Source organism: Streptomyces sp. NPDC048473 (assembly GCF_043200155.1).
In the GTDB taxonomy this organism is placed as follows: Bacteria; Actinomycetota; Actinomycetes; order Streptomycetales; family Streptomycetaceae; genus Streptomyces.
Genome location: NZ_JBICXE010000042.1, coordinates 1 through 26,768, shown reverse-complemented (window position 1 = coordinate 26,768; position 26,768 = coordinate 1). Strand labels below are relative to the sequence as shown.

23 protein-coding genes and 11 pseudogenes are annotated in these 26,768 nt (G+C 67.5%); 19 read left to right on the top strand and 15 right to left on the bottom strand.

Annotated elements, in window-relative coordinates:
• Positions 1 to 25: 25 nt before the first annotated feature.
• Together ACGFU7_RS38990 and ACGFU7_RS38985 are read left to right on the top strand one after the other, a co-directional pair.
• Positions 26 to 1,210, top strand: a pseudogene (locus tag ACGFU7_RS38990) (MFS transporter).
• Positions 1,207 to 1,611 carry a cupin gene (locus tag ACGFU7_RS38985; RefSeq protein WP_393702558.1) on the top strand — a complete coding sequence of 135 codons (405 nt, stop codon included), beginning with the start codon at positions 1,207 to 1,209 and terminating at the stop codon, positions 1,609 to 1,611. The pseudogene ACGFU7_RS38990 and the gene ACGFU7_RS38985 overlap by 4 nt, the downstream one beginning before the upstream one ends.
• A gap of 165 nt (positions 1,612 to 1,776) precedes the next feature.
• On the opposite strand, the gene ACGFU7_RS38980 is transcribed toward ACGFU7_RS38985, so the two are convergent.
• The 3 genes from ACGFU7_RS38980 to ACGFU7_RS38970 all read right to left on the bottom strand — a co-directional run bounded on the left by ACGFU7_RS38980 (position 1,777) and on the right by ACGFU7_RS38970 (position 3,345).
• Complete coding sequence (locus ACGFU7_RS38980; protein WP_393702556.1) at positions 1,777 to 2,085, bottom strand: Tn3 family transposase; 309 nt, start codon at positions 2,083 to 2,085, stop codon at positions 1,777 to 1,779.
• 227 nt (positions 2,086 to 2,312) lie between these two features.
• Positions 2,313 to 2,666, bottom strand: coding sequence for a hypothetical protein (locus ACGFU7_RS38975; RefSeq protein ID WP_393702554.1), 354 nt, complete (start codon positions 2,664 to 2,666; stop codon positions 2,313 to 2,315).
• Positions 2,667 to 2,850: 184 nt separating this feature from the next.
• Positions 2,851 to 3,345: a hypothetical protein gene (locus ACGFU7_RS38970; protein ID WP_393702552.1), complete on the bottom strand. Its 495-nt coding sequence runs from the start codon at positions 3,343 to 3,345 to the stop codon at positions 2,851 to 2,853.
• A 163-nt stretch (positions 3,346 to 3,508) separates the two neighbouring features.
• Between ACGFU7_RS38970 and ACGFU7_RS38965 the strand changes: the two genes are divergently transcribed.
• The 3 genes from ACGFU7_RS38965 to ACGFU7_RS38955 all read left to right on the top strand — a co-directional run bounded on the left by ACGFU7_RS38965 (position 3,509) and on the right by ACGFU7_RS38955 (position 5,327).
• Complete coding sequence (locus tag ACGFU7_RS38965; protein ID WP_393702551.1) at positions 3,509 to 3,844, top strand: DUF6000 family protein; 336 nt, start codon at positions 3,509 to 3,511, stop codon at positions 3,842 to 3,844.
• A gap of 101 nt (positions 3,845 to 3,945) precedes the next feature.
• On the top strand, positions 3,946 to 4,584 hold the full coding sequence (locus tag ACGFU7_RS38960; protein WP_393702549.1) for a hypothetical protein: 639 nt from the start codon (positions 3,946 to 3,948) through the stop codon (positions 4,582 to 4,584).
• 125 nt (positions 4,585 to 4,709) lie between these two features.
• A complete protein-coding gene (locus tag ACGFU7_RS38955; RefSeq protein ID WP_393702547.1) occupies positions 4,710 to 5,327 on the top strand; it encodes a hypothetical protein in 618 nt (205 codons plus the stop codon).
• Between the two features lie 527 nt (positions 5,328 to 5,854).
• Here ACGFU7_RS38955 and ACGFU7_RS38950 read toward each other — a convergent pair.
• Positions 5,855 to 6,865 (bottom strand): alpha/beta hydrolase, encoded by a 1,011-nt coding sequence (locus ACGFU7_RS38950; RefSeq protein WP_393702546.1) that lies wholly within the window; start codon positions 6,863 to 6,865, stop codon positions 5,855 to 5,857.
• Between the two features lie 78 nt (positions 6,866 to 6,943).
• On the opposite strand from ACGFU7_RS38950, the gene ACGFU7_RS38945 reads away from it, so the two are divergent.
• The 4 genes and pseudogenes from ACGFU7_RS38945 to ACGFU7_RS38930 all read left to right on the top strand — a co-directional run.
• Positions 6,944 to 7,876, top strand: coding sequence for a group II intron maturase-specific domain-containing protein (locus ACGFU7_RS38945; RefSeq protein ID WP_393702544.1), 933 nt, complete (start codon positions 6,944 to 6,946; stop codon positions 7,874 to 7,876).
• 703 nt (positions 7,877 to 8,579) lie between these two features.
• A pseudogene (locus ACGFU7_RS38940) lies at positions 8,580 to 8,675 on the top strand (VOC family protein); the annotation flags it as partial.
• Positions 8,676 to 9,084: 409 nt separating this feature from the next.
• Positions 9,085 to 9,315, top strand: a complete 231-nt coding sequence (locus ACGFU7_RS38935) for a hypothetical protein (RefSeq protein ID WP_393702542.1) — start codon at positions 9,085 to 9,087, stop codon at positions 9,313 to 9,315.
• A gap of 147 nt (positions 9,316 to 9,462) precedes the next feature.
• Positions 9,463 to 10,199 (top strand): annotated as a pseudogene (locus ACGFU7_RS38930) (IS5 family transposase); the annotation flags it as partial.
• A gap of 249 nt (positions 10,200 to 10,448) precedes the next feature.
• Here ACGFU7_RS38930 and ACGFU7_RS38925 read toward each other — a convergent pair.
• A complete protein-coding gene (locus ACGFU7_RS38925; protein ID WP_393702540.1) occupies positions 10,449 to 10,925 on the bottom strand; it encodes a hypothetical protein in 477 nt (158 codons plus the stop codon).
• Between the two features lie 261 nt (positions 10,926 to 11,186).
• Between ACGFU7_RS38925 and ACGFU7_RS38920 the strand changes: the two genes are divergently transcribed.
• Positions 11,187 to 12,349 (top strand): IS3 family transposase gene (locus ACGFU7_RS38920; protein WP_393702538.1). Its coding sequence is split into 2 segments (ribosomal slippage): positions 11,187 to 11,471 and positions 11,474 to 12,349, totalling 1,161 coding nucleotides; the frame shifts between segments, so codons are not numbered across the junction.
• Here the strand turns inward: ACGFU7_RS38920 and ACGFU7_RS38915 are convergent.
• The 3 genes and pseudogenes from ACGFU7_RS38915 to ACGFU7_RS38905 all read right to left on the bottom strand — a co-directional run.
• A pseudogene (locus ACGFU7_RS38915) lies at positions 12,325 to 12,552 on the bottom strand (VOC family protein); the annotation flags it as partial. The gene ACGFU7_RS38920 and the pseudogene ACGFU7_RS38915 sit on opposite strands and share 25 nt — an antisense overlap.
• 417 nt (positions 12,553 to 12,969) lie before the next feature.
• Positions 12,970 to 13,215, bottom strand: a pseudogene (locus ACGFU7_RS38910) (DUF6420 family protein); the annotation flags it as partial.
• Between the two features lie 18 nt (positions 13,216 to 13,233).
• Entirely contained in the window at positions 13,234 to 13,641 is a 408-nt protein-coding gene (locus ACGFU7_RS38905) for an ester cyclase (protein ID WP_393702592.1), read from the bottom strand.
• Positions 13,642 to 13,774: 133 nt separating this feature from the next.
• Between ACGFU7_RS38905 and ACGFU7_RS38900 the strand changes: the two genes are divergently transcribed.
• Positions 13,775 to 14,143, top strand: coding sequence for a hypothetical protein (locus ACGFU7_RS38900; protein WP_393702597.1), 369 nt, complete (start codon positions 13,775 to 13,777; stop codon positions 14,141 to 14,143).
• Here the strand turns inward: ACGFU7_RS38900 and ACGFU7_RS38895 are convergent.
• Together ACGFU7_RS38895 and ACGFU7_RS38890 are read right to left on the bottom strand one after the other, a co-directional pair.
• Positions 14,098 to 14,699: pseudogene (locus ACGFU7_RS38895) on the bottom strand (IS701 family transposase); the annotation flags it as partial. The gene ACGFU7_RS38900 and the pseudogene ACGFU7_RS38895 sit on opposite strands and share 46 nt — an antisense overlap.
• Positions 14,700 to 14,836: 137 nt before the next feature.
• Positions 14,837 to 15,761: pseudogene (locus ACGFU7_RS38890) on the bottom strand (aminoglycoside phosphotransferase family protein).
• A gap of 235 nt (positions 15,762 to 15,996) precedes the next feature.
• Between ACGFU7_RS38890 and ACGFU7_RS38885 the strand changes: the two are divergent.
• The 4 genes and pseudogenes from ACGFU7_RS38885 to ACGFU7_RS38870 form a co-directional block, all read left to right on the top strand.
• Positions 15,997 to 17,222, top strand: a pseudogene (locus tag ACGFU7_RS38885) (IS701 family transposase).
• A gap of 393 nt (positions 17,223 to 17,615) precedes the next feature.
• Complete coding sequence (locus tag ACGFU7_RS38880; protein ID WP_393702536.1) at positions 17,616 to 18,569, top strand: GNAT family N-acetyltransferase; 954 nt, start codon at positions 17,616 to 17,618, stop codon at positions 18,567 to 18,569.
• Between the two features lie 67 nt (positions 18,570 to 18,636).
• Complete coding sequence (locus ACGFU7_RS38875; RefSeq protein WP_393702535.1) at positions 18,637 to 19,104, top strand: GNAT family N-acetyltransferase; 468 nt, start codon at positions 18,637 to 18,639, stop codon at positions 19,102 to 19,104.
• A 30-nt stretch (positions 19,105 to 19,134) separates the two neighbouring features.
• Positions 19,135 to 20,046: pseudogene (locus ACGFU7_RS38870) on the top strand (transposase family protein); the annotation flags it as partial.
• 153 nt (positions 20,047 to 20,199) lie between these two features.
• Here ACGFU7_RS38870 and ACGFU7_RS38865 read toward each other — a convergent pair.
• Positions 20,200 to 20,808 (bottom strand): annotated as a pseudogene (locus ACGFU7_RS38865) (transposase); the annotation flags it as partial.
• Between the two features lie 479 nt (positions 20,809 to 21,287).
• Here ACGFU7_RS38865 and ACGFU7_RS38860 point away from each other — a divergent pair.
• The 3 genes and pseudogenes from ACGFU7_RS38860 to ACGFU7_RS38850 form a co-directional block, all read left to right on the top strand.
• Positions 21,288 to 21,506, top strand: a pseudogene (locus ACGFU7_RS38860) (hypothetical protein); the annotation flags it as partial.
• Between the two features lie 367 nt (positions 21,507 to 21,873).
• Positions 21,874 to 22,230, top strand: a complete 357-nt coding sequence (locus ACGFU7_RS38855) for a transposase (protein ID WP_393702534.1) — start codon at positions 21,874 to 21,876, stop codon at positions 22,228 to 22,230.
• Positions 22,231 to 22,507: 277 nt separating this feature from the next.
• Positions 22,508 to 22,936 (top strand): transposase, encoded by a 429-nt coding sequence (locus ACGFU7_RS38850; RefSeq protein WP_393702533.1) that lies wholly within the window; start codon positions 22,508 to 22,510, stop codon positions 22,934 to 22,936.
• 89 nt (positions 22,937 to 23,025) lie between these two features.
• Here the strand turns inward: ACGFU7_RS38850 and ACGFU7_RS38845 are convergent, their stop codons facing one another.
• The 3 genes from ACGFU7_RS38845 to ACGFU7_RS38835 form a co-directional block, all read right to left on the bottom strand.
• Positions 23,026 to 23,427 (bottom strand): PPOX class F420-dependent oxidoreductase, encoded by a 402-nt coding sequence (locus ACGFU7_RS38845; protein ID WP_393702532.1) that lies wholly within the window; start codon positions 23,425 to 23,427, stop codon positions 23,026 to 23,028.
• Positions 23,428 to 23,667: 240 nt separating this feature from the next.
• Complete coding sequence (locus ACGFU7_RS38840) at positions 23,668 to 24,372, bottom strand: hypothetical protein (RefSeq protein ID WP_393702531.1); 705 nt, start codon at positions 24,370 to 24,372, stop codon at positions 23,668 to 23,670.
• The gene (locus ACGFU7_RS38835) at positions 24,369 to 24,863 is read right to left on the bottom strand and encodes a hypothetical protein (RefSeq protein ID WP_393702529.1); all 495 of its coding nucleotides are present in this window, start codon (positions 24,861 to 24,863) and stop codon (positions 24,369 to 24,371) included. The genes ACGFU7_RS38840 and ACGFU7_RS38835 overlap by 4 nt, the downstream gene beginning before the upstream one ends.
• A 195-nt stretch (positions 24,864 to 25,058) precedes the next feature.
• Here ACGFU7_RS38835 and ACGFU7_RS38830 point away from each other — a divergent pair, with 195 nt between their 5' ends.
• Complete coding sequence (locus ACGFU7_RS38830) at positions 25,059 to 25,673, top strand: RICIN domain-containing protein (RefSeq protein WP_393702527.1); 615 nt, start codon at positions 25,059 to 25,061, stop codon at positions 25,671 to 25,673.
• Positions 25,674 to 26,002: 329 nt separating this feature from the next.
• Here the strand turns inward: ACGFU7_RS38830 and ACGFU7_RS38825 are convergent, their stop codons facing one another.
• Positions 26,003 to 26,557: a precorrin-3B C(17)-methyltransferase gene (locus tag ACGFU7_RS38825; RefSeq protein ID WP_393702525.1), complete on the bottom strand. Its 555-nt coding sequence runs from the start codon at positions 26,555 to 26,557 to the stop codon at positions 26,003 to 26,005.
• Positions 26,558 to 26,768: the final 211 nt, after the last annotated feature.

Sequence of the window (26,768 nt, the reverse complement as noted above, 5' to 3'; positions counted from 1 at the left end):
TAAAAACTTACGAGGGCGCCCCGGAGTGGTGCTGGCGGCGGCGGCCGTCGCTCAGTTCGCCGTCGCCCTGGACTTGTCGGTGGTCAACGTCGCACTGCCCGCGATCCGCACCGCTCGGACTGTCGTGGGTCGTGCACGTATACGCGCTCACACTCGGCGGATTTCTGCTGCTGGGGGGCCGCGCATGCGACCTGTACGGTCGGCATCGGCTGTTCGTGCTGGGCTTGGCCGTCTTCGGGCTGTGCTCGCTGGCGGGCGGGCTGGCCCAGGCACCCTGGCAACTGATGGCCGCCCGCGCCGGTCAGGGCCTGGGTGCCGCCGCGGCCACCCCGGCCGCGCTGGCGATGCTCACCACTACGTTCACCGAGGGCCCGCAGCGCGTGCGCGCGCTCGGGGTGTGGAGCGGGGTGAACGCCGCGGGAGGAGCGCTGGGCCTGCTGGCGGGTGGGCTGCTGACCGAGTACGCGGGTTGGCGCTGGGTGATGCTGATCAATCTGCCCATCGTGGCGGTGGCTCTCGCGCTGGTTCCCGTAGGCATGCCTGCCGAAGCACGCCCCGCCCGGCGCGAGAGGCTGGACGTGCTCGGCGCAGTCCTGGTGACCGGCGCAGTCGGGCTGCTGGTGCTCGGTGTCGTGCGCACCGACGCCCAAGGGTGGGGATCACCGGCCACGTTGGCGATGCTTGTCGCCGCGGCCACGTTCCTGGCCGCCTTGGTCTTCGCCGAATCCAGGGCTCCCGCACCGCTGTTGCGCCTCGGCCTGCTGCGCATTCGCTGGGTCGCCGGCGCCAACGTGCTGGTGTTCATTTTCACGGCCGGGCAGTTCGCGGCGTTCTACTTCGTGTCCCTGTACATGCAGACGGCGTCGGCGTCGGCGTCGGACCGGTCATAGCCCCGATCGTCGCCGCCGCGACCACCGGCGTCGCCCCCCGCGAGGCCGGCATGGCCTCCGGCCTCATGAACAGCTCCCGTCAACTCGGCGGCTGCATCGGCCTGGCCGCCCTGGCCGCCATCGCAGCACACCGCACCGGCACGGCCACCGAACCCGCCGCGCTCAACGACGGCTACGCCCTGGGTCTGGCCGTCGCCGCCGCTCTCTTCGTTCTCGCGGCGGTCGTGGCGATCGGTGTGTTGCCCCACCGCCGGGCCGAAACACCTGACCTGCGACCCTCCGCCCCTGCAGAGAACCGATTGGAAGGAAAACCGTCATGACGACGACACCCATCTCATCCATCGACCTGTTCGCCTCGGCGCTGCGCATCCACCCCGACGGCGATGTCCGAGTCGCCGAACGGCGGATGACGAGCAGCGACTCCGGCGCCTGGCAGATCGCGACCTTCCACGTGGAGACCGACGCCGACGTCCACGCCGACCATTGGGAGATGCACCCGGAGGCCGAAGAGGCGGTGTGCTGCCTCACCGGCGGCGTCCGCCTCTACTTCCGTCCCACCACGCCCGGCGGCGCCGAGGACATGGTGCAGTTGCAGGCAGGCACCGCCGTGGTCGTCCCCCGCGGCCGCTGGCACCGCCTCGAGCTGAACGCCCCCAGCGACCTGATGTCGATAACCCTTCGCCACGGCACCCGCCTCGAAAAGCGCACCGACACTCGCTGACCGGAATGTGGCCCGGCAGATGCACTGCCGGGCCACCACAAGCCTCGCCCCAGTCGTCATGGAGTTCCAACGGTGCGCCGTTGACGGCCGTGCGCCAAGCGGCTGCGCCGCCGGATGTTTCCCAGATGGTGGCTTGGGCCCCCCTCGTCGAGTGCACCGACGCGCTCAGATGGGTGCTGCCGCAGCGGACTTGGTGGAGCGCGCCGGCCGGGGAGGATGGACCGCAAGCCCCAGGTCGAGGCGCTTGTCCATGTCGAGCCGGATCGCGCGGGTCAGTGAGCCGCCGAGCGCGGGCCAGCCCGGCGGGTCGTCGTCCGGGCGGTACGGGCGGATGCTGCCGATGTTCTTCAGCCGGGGCAGCAGGCGGAAGTTGGGCAGCTCGGCAAAGGCGAACCCCACGACCGATGCGCCATGCGTGTCGACGTAGTTCGACTCGATCTCGGGGTCCGTGCAGTGCCGCAAAAGTGAGGACACCAACCGCAGAACGACACGTCCAGCCCGGCATCCGAAGCCAGCCCCCCGAACCCCACATCCCGCAGGTAGAGATACTGATCAAGCTCCATGTGACGGACCCGCAGATCAGGGCGAGTCCCGCTGGCGAGCGAGGAACCCCGGGGCACTGACCGCCACGGCTTGTCAGCAACCTCACCGGCCCGGATCAGATGCCGGTAGAGGGACTCGATGGCCGCCCGGTCCCGGTCCTACGAGACGTCATCGACCACCTCCTCGGCATGGCCCTGCCGCCACAGACGGAACTCACGGATGTCCGACTCCGTCGCCGACCGAAGATCCGCACCACGGGCCAGAAGGAAATGCAGCAGCATCAGCACACTGCAGGCGTACGATCGCATCGTCTTCGCGTCCTTACGGTCCAAGGCCAGCGACCGGAACCACGACGACACCGGCTCCACCGGGCGCATCGCTTCATCCAGGAGGATCGGCGTACTTCGCGGGAGGGGACGTCGCTCAAAGAGTTCGGCGAGTTCGGCATAACCCAGGCCAGCGACCTCCCCGACCTTCCGGACCCTCCGCGTGTCCGTGAAGAACAGGCGCACCGCGTCTCCGGGGGCTGACAGCGACGTTCCGGGGAACCTTCCACTCGGCCAACCGGATCATCGCTCAACCGGCCACGGGCAGCCCGCGAGACTCACTCGTATGAGACACATCCCAAGTGTCTGGAGAACCGTCGGACTTCGCCTCGAACGCCAGACCGCCGGGGCCGCCGGGGAGCGGCAGCGGTCACGTGCGGCGCTGCTCGTGGACGGCCTTCATGAGGTCCTCGATGGCGGACTGGGTGTCGCGGTCACGCACGTCATCGATCGCTTCGAGAGCGGCGGCCGCGGCCTCACGAATGTGGTGGGGAAGCCCGTCGGCGGCCGTGAGCTGGTAGGCGGCCTTACGGCGCGCCGTGCGCTCGTCGGGGGCCACTGCGTCGGGGCCGGACAGAGGAAAGACGGAGACCCTGTACGCGGATATCCCCAGCACCACCATGTCCCCGATTCCGTCGGCATACCCGAGCGCGGCGGCCTTCCCGCTGCCTTCCCGAATGGTTGCGATCACGCGACGGTGGGACAGGACCGTGCCCAGGGCAGCGCCGCCTCCCAGGGAGAGGGCGCAGGCGACGGCGAGAAACGGCCCGTCCCAGACGAAACCGGTGACGGCTCCGAGGCCCGCGAGTGCGACGGTCCATCCGGCCTCTATCCGCAAGCCTGCTTGCTCGGGTGTGGTGTCCATGATGGGAGTGTCCCAGACGGTACCGCAGGCACCGGTGCGGGGTGGACCGTCCTGTCCTGCGCAGAGGTAGCCGGGGGAGACCGACTCCGAGAGCAGCAGACGGTCAGGTCCGGGCCGGTAAAGCGAACCCGCTGTTCACATCTGTCCATCCGTTCCAGGCCCGTTGGGAGGCTTGCGCCATGACCATCCCGGAACCCTCGACCGGGCCCGCCGCGACCTCAACCAACCCCTTTGCGGATACCTTGATCACTACTTGTCACGCCCTGACCTCGGCTACGACCAGGGATTCGCGCTTGGGGCGCTTCTGCACCTCGATGACGCTCTCGGCTCCGAGTCCGCATCCCGGTTCGTTGCCCCGAGCGGTCCCTGGCACCGATGGGTCGAAGGCCCGCCCAGGAGGGACCGAGACCCGCAAAACTATCGGCAGTTCGTGCACCAGCTTTGCGCCTTCGCCGACGAGAGCGCTGAGGTCTTCGCCTTGCTGGAGCGTGAGCTCTGATGCGGGCGGTGATACCTGTCCCGGCTCTCAGCGGATTCTGGCTGTCGCCAGAGTTGTGCCGGTGACAGCGAGCCGGGGCAGGTGGCCGAAGGGCGACCTGCATGACGTATCACGGCCTGGGCCCGGACCTTGCCGATTTCCTTGAGCCGGAGGAACTGGACGAACTCGTGGCACGAGGCCAGATTGGTCCCGTCGAGTACCAACGACGCCGCAACCTCATCCCCAATAAACCGATCAGCTACGACGCATGGAAGCAGCTGCGCTTCGCTACCGGCACGCAGCCCGGCGAATCCCGCCGCAGCTCCTCCCAGTCCCCGCGCTTCGTCCAGGCACAGCGCTACCTGCACCAGCTGCTGACCGGCTCCTATCTCGCCGACGCCGCTCACCCACCGGCCTGGCAGTCAGCCGCCGACCGCAGCCGCTACCTAGCCTTCCTGCCCACCCTCACCCTCGACCAACGCCATGCCCTGCACGACCACGCCCGCGCCCTCCTCGCAAAGCTGGACATCGCCGAACTCCTCACCTGGGAACCGCCAGAGGACTGCGCAGCCGACCTGTCACTGCCCGGCCGACCGCTCAGCGACATCGACCTGGACGCTCTCGAGCGCGTCGTCCTCACCGAACGACGCCCCCCAGCGAAGCCGCCCGGGAACTGGGCACCACCGTCACCCACGTCCGCTTCGCGCTCGAGCGGATCGCCCCCGAACCCCAGGAATGGACGAGTCGGCACTCGCCGCTAGCCGCCTGGCGACTGCGCGAACGAGCCCGCACCATCCTCACGCCCGAGTTCCTCGACCGCAAATACACCCGGCAAGAGAAGACCCTCACCCAGATCGCACAGGAAAACGACCTGCCCCGGCACATCGTGGTCGAACACGCCAACGCGGTCGGACTGACCATCTACCGCTCCCGCCGTGCCCTACCGATCGACAAGGACTGGCTGCGCGAGCAATACCTCACCCGCAAGCACTTCACCTACACCATCGCCCAACAGATCGGTACCGAGGACGAGACCATTCGCCGCCGGCTCCAGCAACTGAGCATCCCCCTACGCCCGCAGGGTGTTCACAGCCGGACCGTCATGACCGCGAAGCTCGACAATTCCGTCTCGCGCGACGTTCGCGCAGCCGTCAAAGGCACTCTGCACGGCTGGCTCCGGCTGCACCGCTTCCAGATCGCCATTGCATTCCCGAATATGACCACCCCCGGCACCTACCGCGGCACCGAGCAGAACGCCCTCACCACGCAGTTCAATCGGCTGGAAGCCGACATCGGCCACCAGCTCTTCCACCGGTCCGTCCAGACAACACCTCAACGCCCCACCACCCGCGGCCAGTCACTACTGCGCCAGCTCCGACAAGCCCACGCCCAGGAGCTGATGCGCGATGCCCTCGCCCCCGACCAGATACTCCCCTGCCCGACGCCACCACCATTCCCGAAGCCGCGGTCGCCGCCCGCCACCGGCGCAAGCCCGGCCCGCTGAAGCCCTTCGACGACATCTCCGCCCAACGCATCCGCCAGGAAACCCTCACGCTCCTGAACGACCTCCTCGCCCACGCCGACGAGGAAAGCTACGGAGCACAGATCCACGCTCGAACCGGCCTCCGCAAGGAACCGTCTCCGACCAGCTCAGGCGTCTCCAGCAAGCCGGGTGGCTGACCCGCCGCCCCGAAGACGACGCCTCCTGGCGCAGCCGCGCCCCAGCCGGACGAGGCCCCGGACGCCGACGCGCCTACTACACCCTCACCCCCGAGGAACGTCGAGCCGTCATCCACGAAATCCAGACCCCCGGCTTCACGCAAGCCTGCGCTCATTATCCATATCGAGAGAATGAATTTTATTCAGCCCTAGAATATTGAACGATCGCCGAAATCACCATGGACCACCAAGCATTGGGTTCACGAAAGGCATAGGGATCCCGCTCCTTAAGGTGTTCCGCAAGTTCATTCACGAATCGCATCTCGTCGTTGGGGCTAATTCCCACTCGGTCTCGTTCGTGCTGGCAGATTCTCAGTGTGGTGGTGTGAGGATGCGCCGAAGCCAGCGGGAACGGGCGTTGCGGGCGTCCTGGCTGAGAGCTGCCCGTGGCGCGAAGGTGTCGAAGCCGTGGAAGGCTCCGGGCCATACGTGCAGTTCGGCTTGGCCACCGGCCTGCCAGATCGCATTGGCATAGGCCACATCCTCGTCCCTGAAGGTCTCGGCCGACCCGACCTCGATGTAGGCCGGGGGTAGCTTGGACAGATCCGTAGCGCGGGCGGGAGCCGCATAGGGTGGCAGGTCCGCAGCGCCGTACTGGTCACCCAGCAGCGCCTGCCACGCGGTTGCGTTGGAGGTTCGGTCCCAGGTGTCGAGGTCGGCCATCTGGTGGCTGGAGAAGGTGTTGTTGCGGTCGTCGAGCATCGGGCACAGGAGCAGTTGCCCGATCGGTGTGGGCCCGCCTCGGTCACGGGCGAGCAGGGCGAGCGCCGCGGCGAGTCCGCCGCCGGCACTCTTTCCTCCGATAATGATGCGGTCCGCGTCGATGCCCAGTCCGGCCGCGTGCACAGCCACCCAGACGAATCCGGCATAACAGTCCTCCACCGGTCCGGGGTACTGCGCCTGTGGTGCCAACCGGTACTCGACAGAGACGACGGCCAACTCCATCGTGAGAGCCCATTCGCGAAGCAGCTGCGGAAGTACGGACCACGCATTGCCCATGATCATTCCGCCGCCGTGCATGTAGTACAGCAGCGGCAGCGGCCCGGTGATCCCGGCGGGCCGTGCGCTCACGAGCGTGACGTTCTGCCCGCCCGACGCTACCGGCACACGCAGCTCCTCCACCTCGAAGCGGCCGTCGGCCTGGAGGTCCCGGACCGTCGGCCTGGGCCGGGCCGCAGCATCCCGCTCCTGCCGGGCCGCAAGGTTCTCCGGGGTGAACGGCTCCCTCGCCTCGTCCCCCACAGCTGCCAGCGCCACACTCAGTTCGGGGTCGAAAGGGGGCGCATCCCAAGCCATCGAGACAGGGCCGGGTTCCGACGGCATGCCACCGACACTCATGAAAGGCCATCCCGTCGGGCGAGGGAATACCGGCCGGTATCCCGACCGGAACAGCCCTTCAGCATGTCCGTACGTATAGGGAACGCTCGCGCGAGGTCCATGCGGCGTAGTCAATCACCTGCCAGGCGGAGGCACGGCTCCCCAGCGGTGGACAAGCGTGTCCTGATGCTGGTCAAAGCCTTCCTCAAGGCCGGGATTCTTACTGAACTCGGTGAGAAGAAGGAGACGTTGACCGCCACCCCGCAAGGCGGCATCCTCTCCCCGCTGCTGGCGAACATTGCTCTGTCGGCGCTCGATGAGCACCTGCACGAGTCGTGGGAGCCGGGTGGGACGATGGCCACCGAAGGTAAACGCGCCTACCGGAGCCGCAAGGGTCGGCCGACGTGGCGGGTCGTCCGCTACGCGGACGACTTCGTCGTCCTGGTGCACGGCACCGAGGCCGACACCGCGGCACTGCGCGAAGAAATCGCTGACGTGCTCGAACCTCTGGGATTGCGCCTGTCACAGGCGAAGACCCGGATCGCGCACATGAGTGATGGGTTCGACTTCCTGGGCTTCCGCATCCAGTGGAAACGCAAAGGAGGCACGAACAAATGGCACGTCTACACCTTCATCGCAGACCGGCCCATCCGGTCCCTGAAGGCGAAGGTCCGTGCTCTGACAGGCAGGACATCGCAGCAGGATCTTGCCACCGTGCTGATCAGACTCACACAGATCATGCGCGGTTGGGCCAACTACTTCAAGCACGCTGTCGCCAAGCATGTCTTCACCAAGCTTGACGCCTTCGTGTGGTGGCGTCTCATCCGCATGCTGCGGGAACGTCACCACTGGAGTTGGGGCGACTTCCGCCGCCGATTCACCACCCCCACCGGGCGGTGGCTACCGATCGCGGCGGACGGGATCGAGCTGTTCCAGATCGCATCGGTCACGGTCAGCCGTTACCGATACCGGGCCAGCACGATCCCCAACCCATGGCACCCTGCGAACCCCGTCTGACGACAGAGACCGTGGAGAGCCCGTTGCGTTGAGAGGCGCACGGCGGGTTCGGCGAGAGGCCCGGAGAAACGGACCGGGAGCAATCCCGGCACCGCGCTCCGGGCCTACTCAGCGGAATCGGCGGTGATGGTGCGGAACGAACTGGAGACGGACCAAAACATCGCAGGTCACGCGGGCGACCAGCAGCCGTGTACGGGCGCTCCTAGCCCACTCCACAGAACCTGAGCCAGAGCCTGACTGACTCTGGCTCAACTGCTGTGGGGCGCCCGCGCATGAGTGACGGCTGAGGGCCGTCGGGGAGGGTTGCGCACGCGCAAGCGCCGGCGCGCCTATCCCTGGGCTGCCGGGTTCCGGGCGTCGGCAAGTACCTGGTCGAGGCGCTTGCGCACCGGTTTCCCGTACTGGAGGTGCAAGCCGAGGATCACCGCAGGCGGGAGGGTCCAGTACCGGAACCACCCAGGATGTCTCGGTGGCTCAGTCCCCTCGGCGTCGTTGCACAGGGTGCACAGCAGGCCTTCTCCGAACTACTGGCCCGGCATGAAGTGCATGTGCCCGAGAGAGCGTGCTGGGTCCTGGACGTGGACCGTTGCCGTCGTCCACGGCCTGCGGGTCGGCGAGCGCGTGGCCGCCTCCAGGGTGTGCATCGTGAAGATCCACCGATCGGCCCCCGGAGGTGCTATGCCCCTGCAGATGAAGTCGCGCGATAACGCTCGACTGCCGGGATCCGCTGGCTCTGGCGGCGTTCCATCAACAGGCCACCGCCCTCGAGCCCCACCCGAAATCCGTCGCAGCCTGGGCTTGATCAGCCGGTCTCGCTGGGACGGATCGGGTCGCAGGAGTGAGCATCGGATGCAAGCTTGACCGAACTGATCTTGAAGCAGTTCTCCGGCATCGAGCGCCGGTCAGTTGACTGAAGGTGACCGCGAAGATTTTGCTGATGCTCGGGTGATCGGCGTGTCGCGGACGGCCTGCTTCTTGGGCTTTTTCAAGCTGCGCCAAGCGACGGGGGCGTCCCGTGAGTCCTGCGCAACCACTCGTTGAGAGCGACGTGGTCAGCGTCGGTCAGGCCCTGGCGGGGATCGACATGATGGAGGAGGGCTTGTCCTCGATGGTGTGCGGATATGGGCTCGTGCGAGCTGAGCCGCTGGCAGACGCGGCGGGGCTGGGCGCGCTGCGTGATCTGTGCGCGGAGTGCGGCTGGCCCGCCGGTGATCTGGACCAGGGACCTCGACTATCACTTCTGCGCGAGCGAGGACGAGCTGGAGGAATGGGGGCGGGCCTGGATCAGCGAGAAGCTGACCCAGTTCCGCCGGATGATCACGGGCACGATCGGCCCGCACCTTGCCCTGTTCCCCAAGAGCGCCTGGGCCGCCTACCTCGGCGACCAGATGAAGGCGATCGAGTCGAACCTCGCGATGGCCGCCCGGCCACCGCGCTGATACCCGCCGGGGGCTCGGCCACCGGTGGAGGAGGCCGGGGGCCCTGCCCCGAGCCCCCACCCGCCCGGGCCGGGCCCCACCCATCTGATGCGTCAGCCCCGCTATCCCTCCGACATGACCGACGCCGAATAGGCCCTACTCGAACCCCTGCTGCCGCCTGCGGCCTGCACCACCCCGCGCGGCGGGGCTCCGGAGAAGTGGCCCCGCCGGGAGATCGTCGATGGCATCCGCTACCTGGTCGATAACAGCATCAAGTGGCGCGCGATGCCGGCGGGCTACCCTCCCTGGCGGACGAACTACGGATACGCCCGGCGCTGGGCAGCAGCCGGGATCGTCGGCCACATCCGCGACCAGCTCCGCCGGCAGATCCGCCTCGCCGCTGGCAAAACGCCCCGCGCGGCGTCGGTCATCATCGACTCGCAGAGCGTCATAGCATCCGAGACCGTCAGCAAGGACACGAGAGGGTACGACGGCGGGAAGCAGATCAACGGCATGAAACGGCACATGGTCTGCGACCACCGCGGGCTCGTGCTGCTGGTCATGGTCACCCCCGCGGGTCTTCACGACAGCGCCCCCGCCAAGGAGCTGCTGTTCCGGCTCGCCCTCATGCACCCCGAGATCACCATCGTCTGGGCGGATTCCGCCTACGGCGGGAAGCTGGTGACCTGGGCGAAGAAGTACCTCGACATCACCATCAAGACGGTGCGGCGCCCGCCGGACGTCAAGGGCTTCGTCGTGCTCCCGCGGCGCTGGGTAGTCGAGCGTTCATGGTCGTGGATCATGCGGCCCGCCGTCATTGCCGCGACCATGAACGCCTGCCAGAGATGAGCGAATCACTCATCACATGGGCCGCGATCACGCTCATGACCCGACGGCTCACCCGCCGCAAGACCTGTCCAGCCGAACGCCTTGACGTCGCCCACGGCTACGTGGTGCCAGAAGCCGCCTGATCAGTCCTCTCGACCGCCGAACCCGACGAGTTGTCGGCGTAACGGCCCGGCGCTGAGCCGAGTCGGTTCAGGCACCGGCACCTACAGCCCTTGTGGAGCGACGCATGGGCCACCGCGCCCCCACCACCGTCGCTCATGCCTCCACGCTACGTCGGGACCGGCACCTCAGCAGAGCGTACCCAGCTACGACGGCCAGATGACCACACCGTCACGCACCACCAGCGGCTCGCACTGGCGCCCTTCATAGAACCGGGTCCATCCCAGGTTGACGCTGCCATCGGGGCGTCGGTGAAAATCGCCAGCCTTGGCAGCGAGCCAGCTGAGGAGTTCGCCAGTGCGCTCGAAGTCGTCGGGGTGAATCTCCTGCCGGCTGGTCAGAGCCCAGGCATCATGCCGGGTGTCCTGCCTGCGCAGCAGGACCGACACAAGTGCCCCTTCCACCGTGAACGCCTCGCCGTGGCGGCCCAGAAGAGACTCGGGACGATCCTCGATGATGAGTTCCCCGCGATCATCCTCCACCACGAACGGAAACTCGGTCACGATACAGAGGACCTCCGGCTGGGGGCCCAGTCCGAGGTGCCATCGGAGCTCGGCGAGCTCCTCCTCCGACAATTCGTCGCGCAGGTCCAGCGTGAGCATGAGCTCAAAGATGTCAGCCATAGCGGCACACGCTAGTGCTCACGTCTGACAGTCCGCCCCTCGCCAGCTGATGGGCCTCCCCACGTGGCCGGGCAGGACGGACTGAAAACAGGTTCTGAGCCCTTTGCGGTCGGGGTTGGCACTCAGCTCGCCAGTGTTTTGGGCAGCCCTTCAACCCATGCGGTGAAACTGTCCGCGATTACCCGGACTTGTGGGTCTGCCGCACGATCGGGTGACATCTGATCTGGCTTGCCCTGTGGGGCGGGTGGGAAGGATGTCGCTGTGCCCAAGCCTTATCCGCAAGAGTTCCGCGAGGATGTCGTACGGGTCGCGAGGAACCGCGGCCCGGGCGTGACGATCGAGCAGGTGGCCGCCGACTTCGGAGTCCACGCGATGACGCTGTGGAAGTGGATGCGCCGGGCGGACATCGACGACGGCACAAAGCCCGCAACGACCAGTCAGGAGAGCACGGAGCTACGGGATGCGCGTCGGCGGATCAAGCTGCTGGAGCAGGAGAACGAGGTCCTGCGCCGGGCCGCGGCCTACCTGTCCCGGGCGAACCTGCCGGGAAAAGGATCTACCCGCTCGTGAAAGAGCTGGCCACGGACGGAATCTCCGTCACGGTCACGTGCCGGGTCCTCAAGCTCGCCCGCCAGCCCTACTACCGCCGGCTCGAACGGCCGGTGACCGATGCCGAGTTCGAGCAGGCCGCTCGCGCGAACGCGTTGTTCGACGCCCACCGCGAGGACCCGGAGTTCGGCTACCGCTTCCTGGCCGACGAAGCCCGCAGCGTGGGAGCCGGCATGGCCGACCGGACCGCGTGGCGGATCTGCCGGGACAACAGCTGGTGGAGCGTGTTCGGCAAGAAGCGCGGCAGGATCAAGAAGGCCGGCCCGCCGGTGCACGACGACCTCGTCCGCCGGGACTTCACCGCCGACGGACCGAACCGGCTGTGGCTCACCGACATCACCGAACACGTCACGGGAGAAGGGAAGCTGTATCTCTGTGCGGTCAAGGACGTCTTCAGCAAGCGGATCGTGGGCTGCTCCATCGACTCGCGGATGAAGTCCCCTCTGGCCGTCGCGGCCCTGGACAACGCTGTTGCCCGACGTGAGAACGTCGCCGGCTGTGTTCTGCACAGCGATCGCGGGTCGCAGTTTCGGTCCCGGAAGTTCGTCCGAGCGCTCGGCCGGCACCAGATCGCCAGCTCGACAGGGAGGGTCGGGGTGGCAGGCGACAACGCGGCCATGGAGTCCTTCTTCAGTCTGCTGCAGAAGAATGTCCTCGACCGACGGAAGTGGGCCAACCGCCAGGAACTACGGATCGCGATCGTGACCTGGATCGAGCGGACCTACCACCGACGCCGCAGACAAGCCTCACTCGGTCGGCTGACCCCCGTCGAATACGAAACCGTCATGACCACACCGGCCCTCCTGGCCGCGTGACCAAACCTGTCACCCAACCCTGCAGCAGACCCATCAGGCCTGAAGTCGAGATGCAGTCGGCTCTTAACCTTCTTGCTCTCATCAAGCCGGACGAAGTCCAACCCCGGCAGGCGATCCGGCTCCGGGCGGATCTCGAACTCCTCATCAGAGGAGTGGACCACAACCCAACCAAGAGCCGTAGCCCACCACTGCCCCAAGGCCACCGGATCTACCTAGTGAACAATTACCTGTTCCCATTCCAAGGTCATCCGCCGAGCTTAGACTTGCCAGGGCTTCGAAAACAGGCACTCGGGCCTCCCTCATCGGGCTGAACCCGAGCGCCCTTCCCCTCGCGGAGCCACCGCCACCCGCAGGTTCGGCACACACCAGCGTTCAGATTCCGCGAACCCGCTGGTTTCCGGCTACACCCGCGCAGACGGCCCCCACCCGTTCGGCACGGTGCTGCGCTTGCCGGACCCTTTCAACCTGGACCTGGACACCACCGGCCTGTCGCCCGCATGACCTGACGCTGAACGACACGAGCGTGGAGCGGGCGCCAAAGCCTGCCTGCAGCGCGTTCTCACGTCCCTTAAGGAATCGCCCTTCTCGACAGTCTCCCCGCGCAGGCGCCCGTGCCCGTCCTATGTTGGATGCCGGTCGCCGAGGGTCGCTGCGGTCTCCGCTGCAAGTCGGGTAACCGGCCCGAAGTCGCCAAGCTCGATCGTGAGCAGCGCGCGCACGAAGGCGGAGAGTTCGATGGTGCGTCGTCCGGACCTCGAAAGACCGATACACCCCGGGGGAGCACCGTGCGCTGCGCGGTGCTTGCAACCTGCCAGTAGACAGTAGCCCTCGGCGGCGAGAGCAAGGCGCTTGAAGGTGTCCTCCTTGACCGGTGTCGCCCGGTTTCAGGCGAGGCCGAGTTGCTGCATCATGCGGAGTTCGTCGCTGCTTCCCCAGCGTTCGACGAGCCTGCCGTTCTCGAAGCGGCTGATCTGCATGCCGCGGTAGCTGACCGTCTTCCCGGTCGGAGCGTGGTCGTGCAGGGGGCCGCGGTGTGTGCCCTTGATGGTGTAGGCGAAGGCGAGTTCATCATCAGTGGCCACCAGGTGCTCGACCTCGACTCTCAGATCCGGGAAGGCACCCCTGAGTTCGCGGAACATGGTCTGGTACCCCTCCGGGCCGGGCACCTGCCCAGGGGCGGGGTCATGGTCGATCGATCCGGGAGCAACCAGGTTGGTGAGGGCGTCGAGATTTCCGGTACTGACCGCCTCACCGAACGCGGTCTGGGCGGCAATGTTGCCCTGTTGGGACACAACTACTCCTCGGTCTCGTGAACGCGTGCGGCCTGCCTGGCGGCGGCGCTGGAACAGCCGTCCGCGGACACTGATCCTGCTTCGACAGCGCACAAGAGCGTGCCGACATGCCGACGGCCACCCCTTACGGGCCATGGCTTGCCTCCACACGCCGCACCTCCGGATCCATCCCGGGCGGCCTTGTCGTGGGAAATACTTCCCTGGCCCCACAGACCGCACCCGGCTCGCCGCCCTGTTCCTGGCCACCCACAGCTCCTCCAAGCTCCACGGGCAGATACCTTCCCATCTACCCGAGGGCTGCCGCGCCGCCACGCCCGAACTCGAGCGCAAGGGGTTCCTCGCCAACCTGTCCGACGACCGGTACCGGCTCGACTCAGCGATGCGCCACCTCGCAGGCATGCTCCGCTCCCCGGCCGACCTGGAAGAGGCGAAGCACCCCGTCCAGCGCCCGGCGCCTCCCACGCTCTCCAGAGCGGCGCGGAGCTTGGGGTTGTCACCGTAGACCTCGTCGCCGGCCGTCCATGCGGCCGGGACTCCCGCGTTCAGGGCGCGTTCGATCATTTGCAGAACGAGCTGTGGCTTGGTCGCGAAGCCGACCTTGTCAGGGATGGCGGCTTGTCAGCAGCGCTGCGGATCGCTGGTCCAGGACTTGGGCAGGTACAGCGCACGGTCGATGGCAGCGTGGCCGTGGCGGGAGGTGTAGGTGAGGTAGACGGCGACCTGCGCTTTCTCGACCCTGCCGGCGGTACCCGCGTACTGGCGCTGCACGCCGACAGTGCGGGTGCCCTTCTTCAGGTCACCTGTCTCGTCGACCACCAGGATGGCCTGGTCGTCAGCCACGTGCTCAGCACAAACGTGCGCAGGTCGTCGCGCACGAGGTCGGCGTCCCATTTGGCCCGGCCGAGCAGGTGCTGCAGCCCGTCCGGGGTGGCGTCCCCGGTGCGCTCGGCAATCGTCCAGCAGTTCTTGCGTGGCAGGTTCGCCAGCAGCCCGAGCACCATCTGCCGCGCTCGAAGACGCGGCTCGACGCGGGCGAAACGGCCCGCGATCCGGTCCATCACGCCCTCGAACATCGTCTGCCAGCGCTTGGGTACTACGCAGTCACCCACGGCCGCCGTGGGATCTTCGGTATTCACACACCGATGATCACCGGTGCCGCACCCCTTCCCATGTCATGCCGCACCAAGATCACGGATCAGCGCGTCGCCAGCAACTCCGCGAGGCGGTCTGCGAATTCGGTGCGCCAATCCAAGCGCGATCCGCTGCGGGCCATACGGCCGTGGCGACAGCCCCAGAACGCTGCCTGGACAGCGTGGAACTGGGCCCAACGCCGGACGCGTTCGATCGAGTTCCGCGACCTCGGCGAAGATGTCCAGGGTGCGGCGGACTGCCTTGAGCAGATTGTTCGATTCGAGGAGCCTCAACGCGAGGGACCTGAGCAGCGTGCCGCCATCGTAAGCGGGGTCTCCCACGTACCCCTTGGGGTCGACAGCCAGCCACTGCTCACGGTCCGCACGCAGGATGTTCCTGGGATGGAGATCCCTGTGGATGAGGATGTCCGGTTGGACGCGAGCCAGCTCACCGACGGTCGCCACGGCGGCCTCCACCACGTCACGCGACATTGTGTGCGTCAGTTTCCCGGCATCCTTGTGCAACTGCTCTTCCCAGGCATCGGCCTGATCCCGTAGCCCGGGCAGTCCGGGCGGCGCGGGGATGGCCAGGCGACGATTGATCCGCCCAGCGACCGTCACCACCTCGTCGCAGTCCTCGACCTCCGCCAGGGTCGACATTCGGGCCCGCTCCAGCAGCATCGCGAACCGCTCGTCGTCGCGATCGAGCAGTCGGACAGCTCCGCGCCCACCCCATGCCGAGAACGCATCCGGCTCATGGACGTTACCCGAATGCGGGAACGACACCTTCAGCACCGCGGGCCCCTCAGCCCTGCGCCGCACCAGGATTATGACCCCGACACCCCCGTGCATGACCTCGCCGTCTGGCACACACCCCCAGCGCCTCAGCAGGTCGTCCACAGTCCGGGGCAGTTCGGCGAGCCACACCGCCCCGCGCTCTCCCTCGCAATCGATGGTGCTCCGCACGAACGCCTCTGGTATCTCGATCACCCAGGCACCCTACGATCAGCCTGACGCCGCCACCGGGCAACCCTCTAACCATGAAGATCACATCTACGGCTGGAGTACTAATACTCCAGCCGGATTTCTTCATTAGTACTGGTCAACGGCTTGGGTGTGGGGAGTGTAGCGGGCTGGGACGGGGGTGGGGCGGTCTTTGCGGGGTCGTCCCACGAACGTGTGGCCGTGCTGCTTGCCGTGGCAACGTTCCGGGCAGCCCGCTCGCATGAGTGATGCACCAACGGGCCTGTGGGACGAGGGACTTGCTGAGTTGCTCTTGCGGATCGGAGGACGTTTTGCCCGCGTGGAATCCCGGCGACGGATGCGAGACTACGTCCGTGGGCTTCTTGGCCCGGTGGGCCGCAAGAACGGCTGGCAGCTCGCCGAATACGCCGCCACGCCACCCCCGACGGGCTGCAGCACCTCCTGTCCCGGAGCCGCTGGGAGGCCGACGAGGTCCGCGACGACCTGCACGCCTACGTCGCCGAGCACCTCGGCGCGAACAACGGCGTGCTGATCATCGACGACACAGGCTTCGTGAAGAAGGGCGCCACCTCCGCCGGTGTCCAGCGCCAGTATTCCGGCACCGCAGGCCGCACCGAGAATTGCCAGATCGGGGTCTTCGCTGCCTACGCAACTGGCCGCGGCCACACCCTGGTCGACCGTGAGCTCTACCTGCCCAAGTCCTGGACCGAGGACCGCGAACGCTGTCGGGCCGCCCGTGTCCCCGACGACCGCGTCTTCGCCACCAAGGGCGAACTGGCGAGGGCCATCATCCTGCGGGCCCTCGCCTCGCCCCTGCCTATCGGCTGGGTCACCGCGGACTCCGCCTACGGCCAGGACTCCCACTTCCGCCGCTTCCTCGAAGGCCACCACCTTTCCTACGTCGTGGCCGTCCCGAAGTCCCAGCAGGTCCACGGCCCACGCATCGACCACCTCATCGGCCAGGCCCCGCCCGAAGCATGGCAGCGGCTGTCCGCAGGAAGCGGTGCGAAGGGCGAGCGTATCTACGACTGGGCCGCAGCCCGCCTGCCGGCCGTGTGGGAGTTCGACGACGACGAACCCACCCGGCAGCGCTGGATGCTGGCCCGCCGAAGCATCGCCAAGCCCGACCAGATCGCCTACTACCTCGCCAGCGCACCCCTGGAAGCCACCGTCGCCGACCTCGTACGCGTCGCCGGCTGCCGCTGGAAGGTCGAGGAATGCTTCCAGAGCGCGAAGAACGAATGCGGCCTGGACCAGTACGAAGTCCGCCGTTACGTGGGCTGGTACAGGCACATCACACTCGCGATGCTCGCGCATGCCTTCCTCGCAGTCCTGGCCGGCCAGGAACGAGAAAAGGGGGCACCGAGCGGGACACGCCCGACCTCGTGGACCTCACACCGGCTGAGATTCGACGTCTGCTGGCAGTTGGACCCCGCCGCCACGCTCCGGACCGCAATCACGCGATGACGTGGTCCCGCTGGCGTCGCCGCCACCAAGCACGCGCCCGCCACTGCCACTACAAGCAGCGCGGCCACACGTTCGTGGGACGACCCCGCAAAGACCGCCCCACCCCCGTCCCAGCCCGCTACACTCCCCACACCCAAGCCGTTGACCAGTACTAATGAAGAAATCCGGCTGGAGTACTAATGCCGTATCAGGCAACGTTTGCCCTGTAGGTCGTGACGCGCGTCGGTTGATGTCCGCGGTAGGTCGGCTTAATTGAGGAACACGGCTGCCCGGCCTGCCATCGGCTCGGCCGCCGCGACGACGCACTTCGCGCGTTGCACTGTTGGCTGCTGCGGTCGGCGGCCCCGGAAAACGGTTCGACGGCTTTGCAGAGCCCTGGCACAGTGGCGCACCATGACGGACGTCGAGCTCTTGACCGCCGCGGACATACCACTCATGCAGGGTCTGACACAGCGCGTCACCGCCACCCGCCCGGACCTGATCAGCGCCGGCGCTTCGTACGGGGAGCTGGCCTGGATCTGGGGCCAGGGGCACACCCCCTACGGCGCAACCTGGCCGCGTCGGCTGTGGTTCTTCGGTGACGAATTGGTGGCGTGGGGCTGGGCCTTTCTTCCGCGCCAGGTGAGGCGCAATGACGGGTCGGTCACGGACGTCACCGGCGCCTCTCTGAGTTATCAGGTCCATCCCGACCACACCGAACTGGTCGACGAAGTGATCGAGTGGTACGACGGTGTGGCGGCCGGCCTCGAGCGCACGGTGTTGCCGACGGCCGCCGAGGAGTTCGCCCTGAAGCGATGGGCGGCGCACGGCTATGAGACCGACGTGGAGGCGCTCGGTGACACCGGCGACTGGACCCAGCTCAACGAGCGGGACCTCACCGATGTGGAGCGGCCGGTGCTGCCGGCCGGATTCCGGTTCCGCACCGCCGACGAGGCCGGACCGGAGGCCGCGGTCCGGGCCCATGTGGACGCCTGGACTCCCTCGGCGTACAGGGCCCAAAGCTACAAGGATGTCCGGCAGACGGCGGCCTATCGCGGCGACCTTCACGTCCTGGTGGAGGCGCCGGACGGAACAATGGCATCCTCGACGATCATGTGGCTCGACAAGGCGAACAAGACCGTCGAGTTCGAGCCGGTCGGAACGCATCCGGACTACCGGCGGCTCGGGTTGGCAAGGGCGATGATGCTGCACGGGATGCATCTGGCGCGGGCGGCCGGGGCCACTCATGCGACGGTCGTCTGCCTGGGTGCGCCAGGGCATCCCGAGGCGCGCGGGCTGTACTACGGCCTCGGGTTCCGGGAGCTCTCGCGGGACGCGCCGCTGATCAAAACCAAGACCGCGGGCTAACGACCTGGCCCGCGATAGAGGACCGGGAGCAGGGCGGGCCTACAGGGCGAACTGAGAGCATGGGCTCATGGACGATGCAGTAGACCTCGGCGAGTTCGTTGTGCGCAGCGCGAGTGAGTCAGAGTCGGACGCGCTGGTTGAGATCGACTCGGTCGCGGTCGAAGGTGACGTCGGGCGAAAGGCGAGCATCCGAAGATGGTGCCAGCAGGGCCTGGTGGTCGTAGCAGAGGACGTGTCTGGCCTGCTTGGCTACTGCGTGGTTGAGTACACGTTCTTCGAGCAGGGCTTCGTCACAATGCTCATGGTGGCCCCATCGGCCCGCGGCAGAGGCGTTGGTCATCGGTTGTTGGACGCCGTGGCTGCCTCGTGCACGACCTCGAAGCTCTTCACCTCGGCCAACATCTCCAACCAGCCGATGCAGCGACTGCTCCAAAGAGCCGGATGGAGCCCGGCCGGCCTTCTCCACGGCCTCGATGAGGGTGATCCCGAGCTGTTCTACCTCTGCCGACCGAAGACCGGGCGGACGCACCCGTGACCTGAAACGGACCGTACGAGTTCATCGAATGTGTCGTCTCCATGGGTTCGTGCGGCCTTGTCTCATCCTGCCTTCAGCGGCGTCTCCCGTGCGCATCTCGGGGATTTGATTGAGGAGTTGGCAGGCCCGTGGCTCGCCCGGTGTGAGTCTGCACTACGTGAGCGACGTGGTGCCGAGAGGCAGCGGGACGCTGGTGCCGGACCGAAGCACGACCTGGTCTTCACCGACCGCGTGCTGGTCACGCTGGTGCATCTGCGCACCGGGCTCCCGCACGTCGCGCTGGCCGAGCTGTACGGCACAGCCCGCTCCACGATCTCCCGGGCCATCAGCGAGATCCGCCCGCTGCTGGCCGCACGTGGCTTCGCCGTCCCCGACCGCCCCGGCGTCAGGCTGCGCACCCTGGCGGATGCATTCGCCTACGCCGAGGCCGAGGGGATCCGTCTACGAATCGACGGCGCCGAGACCCAGGTTCGCCGCCCGAAGGCCGGTCAGCAAGGACGACGAGCCTTCGTATCAGGCAAGAGGAAACAGAACACAATCAAGACCACCACCGTCAGCGATGGACAGGGCCGTCTGCTGTGGTCGGGCGCGAACCGGCCCGGTCGCATGCACGACCAGACTGCCGCGCGCACCGAGGGCATCACGGAGCAGTTCCGGCTCCACCCGGTGGTGAAAGCCGAGGTCGACGAGGGCTATCGGGGCCTGGCCAACGCATTCCCCGATCAGGTCAGCGCCCCACCGAAGAAGCCGAAAGACGACGCGCCGCCCGGCGAGCACTACGCATGGCAAGAAATGCGCCGCCGGCAGTCCTCGGCCCGGATCTGCGTCGAGCACACCAACGCCGAACTGCGGCAGTGGCGCCCGCTCCAGCGCTACACCACCCGACGCGAGGACTACGCCGAAACCCACCGCGCGATCGCCTCGCTGGTATCGGACCGCTCCGCTCACCGGCCAACACGTCGGGGCCTCAATCGCGGACCACGTCGTAAGGGCTGGTCGTTCGGGCAGTCGCTGGTCAAGCCACGCCGGCGCGGGCGACGACCCGACGAAGGGGGCACCCCCTGCTCGAGCGAAGCCGAGAGCTTGGGGGAGGGTGTCGTCGGCGTGGCGGTTTCGCCCGATGATGTAGCGGCGGATCATGCTGCCCTGCTCCTTGTGGCTGGCGTGGTCGGTGCCGTCGAGGGTGAAGTAGCGCAGGGCGGTGAACTGGGCTTTGATCCGGTTGAGCCAGGAGCTGTTGGTCGGGGTGTAGACGATCTCGACGTTGTTGGCCTCGGCCCAGTCCGCGCCCCGGCGGCAGCGCTTGGTGGCCAGGTACGGGGAGTAGTTGTCGCAGACGATCGCGATGCGCTTGTCGGCGGGGTGGAGGGAGCGCAGGTAGCGGCCGAACTCCAGGAACTGGGAGCGGTTCTTGGTCTTCTTGATGTGGCCGTAGGGCTGGTCCTTGCCCAGGTCGTAGGCGGCGAACAGGTGCCGGACCCCGTGCGGGCGGGTGTAGGTCGCGCGGCGGCGCGGGCGCGGTTCGCGGTCGGGGTCCTTGCCCTTGCCGCCGCATTCGGCCCACTGACGGCCGGGGTGGGGCTGGAGGTTGAGCGGGCCGAACTCGTCGAGGCAGAACACGACCTCGGGTTCGCCGGGCTCTGGCAGGACCTCGTCGTCGGCGATGGCGTAGAGGTGCTCGACGCGGGCCTTCTTGACCGTGTGGACGGCTTGATGTCCCGGTGCGTCAACCCCGCGTCGTGCGCAGCCTCCAGGGCGTCCGTGACACAGGCCGCGATGTACAAGGCTCTGGGCAGAGCCAGCCGGCCCTCTTCCACCGCGGCGCTCAGCGGTCTGCCAGGGCAAGAGTTCCATCACCAAGTAGGCGAGTAGCTGCCCGTCGTGCGTTGTGGAGCCGAAGTCGTGGACGGTGACAACACGGGGGTGGGACAGGCCGACGGCGACCGCGGCCTCGCGCGCGAACCGGGCGACCTGACGACTGGTATCCGCGCTGCCGTCGACGGCGAGGACCTTGACCGCGGCCAGGCGGTCGACCTTGGGATCGTGCGCCTTCCAGACCTGGCCGAACCCGCCCGCTCCTATCGGCTCAACGAGCCGGGTAGCGCCCGTCCAGCACGGTCCCTGATGAGACTCTTTGAAATTGGTTCTGTCCGGAGTTCCGTGAATCCCCAGGTCAGCGAGATGTGTGCAGGAACGTTTCGTCGGGGGATCTCTCAGCTGTGGGGGTCTGTTCGCTGGAAGATGTGCTGTTCCCGGAAATCGATGTGCGGTTGGAGCGGGTGGACTTCACCGCGGAGACTCTGGTCGTGGTGGCGGTGGCATGCGGGCCGGCACCGGGATGTCCCAGCTGCCGAGCTCGCACCCACCGCGTGCACTCTTCGCATGAACGCGGCCTGGCCGGGCGGCCGCTGACGGGGAAGAAGTTGCAGGTCAGACTGCGAGTGCGGCGATTCTTCTGCAACCGCTCCTCCTGTCGGAGGAAGACGTTCGTCGAGCAGGTCGGTGGGCTGAGCGAACGCTATCGCCGCTCCAGCCTCGGCTTGAAGCAGTGGCTTCACGCGGTTGCAGTCGAGCTCGGCGGCCGCCCCGGTGATCGGCTGTGCCGCAAGATGTCTCTCACCGCGGGCCGCAGCCGGCTCCTTGAACTGCTGCAATCTCCACCGGTGCCGGAACGATCCCCGCGAGTCCTCGGCGTCGACGAGTTCGCCTTCCGCAAGGGCCGCACCTACGGAACCCTCCTCGTCGACGTGGAAGCCGGCCAAGTCGTCGATGTCCCCCGACCGCACCTCGGAGACCTTCGCCGACTGGCTGCGCGACCATCCCGGCGCCGAGATCATCTGCCGCGACCGGGCCAGCGCCTACACCCGCGCGGTCAAAGAAGCCGCACCGCACGCCCTCGAAGTCGCGGACCGCTGGCACCTGCTCCAAAACCTGGCCGCAGCGGTGGAGAAGACCTGCCACCAGCACCGCGCCTGCCTGCGCAAACACGCCGACGAGGACACCGCCCGCATACCTGCCGCGCCACCGCTGGTGGAGCTTCCCCTGTATGAACTGCCCCGGACGCAGATCATCGAGCGGACCCGTTACCGGCACGCGGACGTCCACCGCCTCGTGGCAGCCGGCTGAACCATCAGTGCCATCGCCCGGCGCCTGAACCTCGATCGCAAGACCGTGAGGCACTTCCGCGACACCGACCTCGACCAGTCTCGCCTCCTCCCACGAACGCCGCCCGGCAGGCGTACTGGAGCCGTTCAAGCCCTACCTCAACACCCGGTTCACCGAGGCCCTCGGCCAAGTCAGCGGCAGCCGCCTCTTCCTCGAAATCCGAGAACGCGGCTACCGTGGCAGCCGCCAGGTCGTCCGCAGACACCTCGCCGCCCTCCGCACCGGCAACGCCGAACCCGTGCGAGCTGACATCCCCAGCCCCCGCAAGATCACCGGCTGGATCATGAGGCCCGGCGAAACCCTCAGGGACCAGCACCAGGAACGGCTCCTCGAAGTCCGTCTCGCCTGCCCGGACATCACCCGAGCCTGCGACCTGGCCCGAGCCTTCACCGACCTGGTCCGCAACCGTCGCGGTCCCTTCCTGCTCGACTGGATCCGACAGGCCGAGAAGGACGCCCCCAGACCAATGAGCGGGTCTGCTGGCTTCCTCCGCCAGGACCTCGACGCCGTTGCCGCCGGACTCACCCTTCACTGGAGCTCAGGCATCGTCGAAGGCCACGTCAACCGGGTCAAAACGCCCAAGAGGCAGTTGGTGATCAACCGGCTCGTGAATGTACGAGGAGAAGGCACGTGTCCGGTCTCAATGAGGGCTGATCGATGTCGCTGAACCTGCCGATCGGTAGGTTGTCCCGTCGAACATTTCGTTGCCTGTTCAAAGGTGTGGGGCGGGGATGGAAGACCTAGACATCACGATCATTAGCCGCGGGGACTGCTGATCCGTTCGGGTTGGATGACATAGATCACCCGGACTTGGTCGCGGCCGCCGAACCATGGGTAGGGCCCGCCGAGATACTTCTGCGCGAGCGCCTCGATGTGGTCGACCGCTCCCTCGGTGGTCACACGCACCACACGGCCGCGGATCTGGACGTAGGAGGCCGGTTCCGAGGGGTCGGCGACCGCGATGGCTACCCGCGGGTCGCGCGCGATGTTTCGGGTCTTTTGATGCGACTCAACGCTGTTGATCAGGATGTGCTCGCCGTCGGTGTCGACCCATGTCTGGGTGAGCTGGGGCGAGCCGTCGGGCATCGTTGTAGCGATGTAGCAGGTGCTGGGGCGGCGCAGCAGCGCCACCACGTCCTCGCCGAGGGGTATGGACATGGGCATTCTCCGGGGTCGGTTCGGTGGGGTGCTGGGGCAACGGTAGCCACGGCAGGGGACCCGGCCCTCCCCCGCCCCCTGAAACCGTCGATCACCAGCTTGTACGGATCCAGAGCGGTAGCCCGGGGCGGCAGCTTCTCGCGTGGCTCCGGCCAGGCCGAATCCCGTGCCTTCCGCACTGTCCGCCACATCACTTCGTGCTTGCGCTCAAGCTCCCGCATCGACATGCCGCCTCGATGGTCACGCCCGATCGCCGCGTACAGCCCGACCTTCGGCATCTGCGGCATGACCAGCACCTTTCACCAAAAGCAGCCCGATGCTGCCCCGGCAAGAGGCCCGGTGCCTCCCAAACTCATCAACACCAGCCCAGGGGTTCTTCCGCTCGGCGACGGCCTCGCCCTGATGCGGGGCAAGGACGTCCGGGCTCGGGGTGACGGTGTACGCCTCGGGCGGGACGTGCCGCAGGACGAACGCACCGCCGGTGCCGGGGTGGGTACGGACGTAGGCGAGGGCGGCGTCGGGCCGGGGCCGGGACCAGGAGAGGGCGAGCGCGAGGTCGTCGGTGATGAGGGGCCCGTCCGCGTACGCGAGTGCGGTAATGACGGTGAGGGCGTCGTGTTCGGCGCCGGCCGGGCGGCGGTCGCTGACCTGACGCCGGCGGGGGCGCTCGAAGAGTTCGTCGGAGCCGGGCATCAGGTCGGCTGGGTGGATGTCGAGGCGGCGGGCGAGTTCGAGCAGGACGCGGACGGGCAGGTCGGGGAGTTCTTCGAGGTCGATCTGGTGCTCCTGGACGCCGAGGAGGTCGGCGAGCTGCCAGCCGGTCATCCCGGCGGCCAGGAGGCGCCGCTTGATCAGGTGGGAAGTCTGGGTTGCGTCCCGGCGTCGGCGGGGGCCTTCGCTTTTGAACTCGCGCGGCCACGGCGTGGACCACTGCCGCCTACTCACAGGCGGCTGCGTACGTCATCGCTGAGGGCGATGAGGTCGAGGCCGCGGTAGTGCATCCTCCCGGCGGCCGCGGCGTCGTGGGCGGTCTCGTCGCCGTGGGGGCAGTGGGAGCGGTGGAGCCAGGCCGGGTTGAAGTGGATGCGGTGGCAGGTCCGGATGACGGCTTCGCGCAGGTGGGGCTCGGTGCTTCTGTGGCCGGGGGGCTTGTCGTGGATGAACAGCGGGTCGGTGTCGGTGGCGCCCTGGCTGCGGCGGTAGGCGAGGTGGGCGACGACGAGCGGGGCGGCGTACCCGGGCAGGGGGACGGGATCGTCGGATTCGAGGTGGAGGACCTGGAGGGCGGTGAGCTCGCGGGGGATGCGGTGGTGGGACTTCCACATCCAGGGCACGCGGAGGTAGCGCGTCTCCTCTGTGGCGTACGGGCTGCCGGCGGGCGGGCGGCGGACGCTGCTTCCGTCGGGTGCGGTGTTGCCGCAGGTGATCAGGCGCAACCACCCACAGCGTCCCCCAGCCGACGACGTAGCCGCGGCTGCCGCAACCGCCGAACGCGGCAGCGCGTACCAACGTGTCAGAGCCGCTCGCCGCGACTCACCCGATTCGCCCGGTTTAAACGGGCGTTCGAAGGCCGATGGATCTTGACATAGCAACCGACACCGAGGTCCTGCGGACGACGGGCGAGTGACCACATGTACCGTACGCGCAAGCTCACGACACTGGCGGCCACCGCCGTCCTGACCCTGGCGGGCGCCGTCGCGGCGCCGCAGGCGTCGGCCGCAGCACCGGCCAGGACAGCCCCCGCAGCAGGTGCGGTGGTGCCGCCCGACGGCTACGTCCAGCTGATCAACAGGCGTTCCAAGAAGTGCGTCGACGTTGAAGGGCGCTCCCACGCCAACGGCGCCGACGTCCACCAGTGGGCCTGCCGCCTGGACGGCAACGACAACCAGCTCTGGCAGTTCCAGGACGTCGGCGACGGCTGGTGGATCGTCGTCAACGAGGGCAGCCGCCTGTGCCTCGACGTCGCCGAGTTCTCCACCGCCGATGGCGGCAACATCTGGCAGTGGCAGTGCGGTCCGACAAGCAACCAGCGCTGGCGCTTCATCGACCGCGGCGATGGCTGGTTCTCCCTGCAGAACCAGAACAGCGAGAAGTGCGTGGACGTCGCCGAGTACTCCGTCGACGACGGCGCCGACGTCTGGCAATGGCGTTGCCACGGCCTGTACAACCAGCAGTTCCGGTTCTTCAGCTACACCGTGCCGCCCCTGAGTGGCCAGGCACACCCGCCGCGAGCAGAGACCCCCTAGCACTTGCCCCTGAGTAGGGTCGCGACCGGCGCGGTGGCTGATGCTCCGTCTCCAGTCCCCGCCGCTTCAAACCGTGCGTGCAGTTGGTGATCAACTGGCCCGCGAATGTGAGGAGAAATGACGGCAGTGCCGTGGCAGTGACGGCGGCCAGTAGATACGGCTCTGATCCAATTCTTGTCGGTCGGTCACGCAGTGTCATGTCGTCCTGTGACAGCGAATCTTGCTCGGGTGCCCCCGGAGTGGGACCACCCGTTCCCGCCGCAGATGGGCCAACAAGTCTCGTGAGGGCCGGCCCCGGCCCTCGGTATCCGCCCCGCCGGTTTCAGCTGTCAGTGTCCGCCCAGGCCCGGCAGGCAGGTGCCGTCGGCGGTGCGGCCGACGGCTTCCGCCTCGGCTTGCCCGATGCTGTCGACTGTGCCGTTGACACACACCCGGCCTTCGCCCCCGCCAACCAGCACCTCGCGCAGTGGGGCGAAGCGGTGTCCCTGTATCTCGATCTGTTCCGGCCGCAGCCCCAGGGCATCGCCGGCTGCGGCGCGCAGGCCGGCTTCCGTGGTCCCGGTGTCCTCGAGCTTCCTCAGGGCTGCGGCCAGCGCCTTCGCCCGCGGTGCAGCCTGCTGCTTCTGCTCGGTGGTGATCGGCAGCGGACTGCGGTAGGCGTGGTTCTCCGCCACACGCTGGTTCCAGTCGAGCGTGATGCACGGGGACGGCGTCGCCCGCCGCTCCTCGGGAAGCGGGCAGTAGCCCTTGGGTTCGGCCGAGGACTTCGCCATGCCCGGACCGCCCACACGGGGATCGGCCGCTGGATCGGCGCACCCTGCAGCCATGACGGCGAGCAGAACCAGGGGCAGGGCGGCGATGAGCCGGGGTCGCGTCAATGGCATGGCCAGATCATGGCAGGTTCATGGTCTCTGCACCTCATGCTTCGGGACAAGGGTGCTGCGCCGACGTGCACGGCCCTCGTCAGCCCCAGCTAGGGCCTGTTGCGAAAGTGGATCGTCTGATGCTCCTATTGGTAGTCAAGGGAGGCCGAGAACCTGGTGGTGGTCCGGTCAGGTTTGGTAGGGGTGAAGGGTGACGCTCTCGGATCGGACG

Bases quoted from the DNA above. Each gene is read 5' to 3' on its own strand.
- ACGFU7_RS38960 (WP_393702549.1), top strand. From the start codon at position 3,946: ATGACGTATCACGGCCTGGGCCCGGACCTTGCCGATTTCCTTGAGCCG.
- ACGFU7_RS38855 (WP_393702534.1), top strand. From the start codon at position 21,874: ATGTCCCCCGACCGCACCTCGGAGACCTTCGCCGACTGGCTGCGCGAC.
- ACGFU7_RS38845 (WP_393702532.1), bottom strand. From the start codon at position 23,427: ATGTCCATACCCCTCGGCGAGGACGTGGTGGCGCTGCTGCGCCGCCCC.
- ACGFU7_RS38925 (WP_393702540.1), bottom strand. From the start codon at position 10,925: ATGGCTGACATCTTTGAGCTCATGCTCACGCTGGACCTGCGCGACGAA.
- ACGFU7_RS38945 (WP_393702544.1), top strand. From the start codon at position 6,944: ATGTCCGTACGTATAGGGAACGCTCGCGCGAGGTCCATGCGGCGTAGT.
- ACGFU7_RS38875 (WP_393702535.1), top strand. From the start codon at position 18,637: ATGGACGATGCAGTAGACCTCGGCGAGTTCGTTGTGCGCAGCGCGAGT.
- ACGFU7_RS38950 (WP_393702546.1), bottom strand. From the start codon at position 6,865: ATGCCGTCGGAACCCGGCCCTGTCTCGATGGCTTGGGATGCGCCCCCT.
- ACGFU7_RS38900 (WP_393702597.1), top strand. From the start codon at position 13,775: ATGGCTTGCCTCCACACGCCGCACCTCCGGATCCATCCCGGGCGGCCT.
- ACGFU7_RS38970 (WP_393702552.1), bottom strand. From the start codon at position 3,345: ATGGACACCACACCCGAGCAAGCAGGCTTGCGGATAGAGGCCGGATGG.
- ACGFU7_RS38825 (WP_393702525.1), bottom strand. From the start codon at position 26,557: ATGCCATTGACGCGACCCCGGCTCATCGCCGCCCTGCCCCTGGTTCTG.
- ACGFU7_RS38985 (WP_393702558.1), top strand. From the start codon at position 1,207: ATGACGACGACACCCATCTCATCCATCGACCTGTTCGCCTCGGCGCTG.
- ACGFU7_RS38830 (WP_393702527.1), top strand. From the start codon at position 25,059: ATGTACCGTACGCGCAAGCTCACGACACTGGCGGCCACCGCCGTCCTG.
- ACGFU7_RS38880 (WP_393702536.1), top strand. From the start codon at position 17,616: ATGACGGACGTCGAGCTCTTGACCGCCGCGGACATACCACTCATGCAG.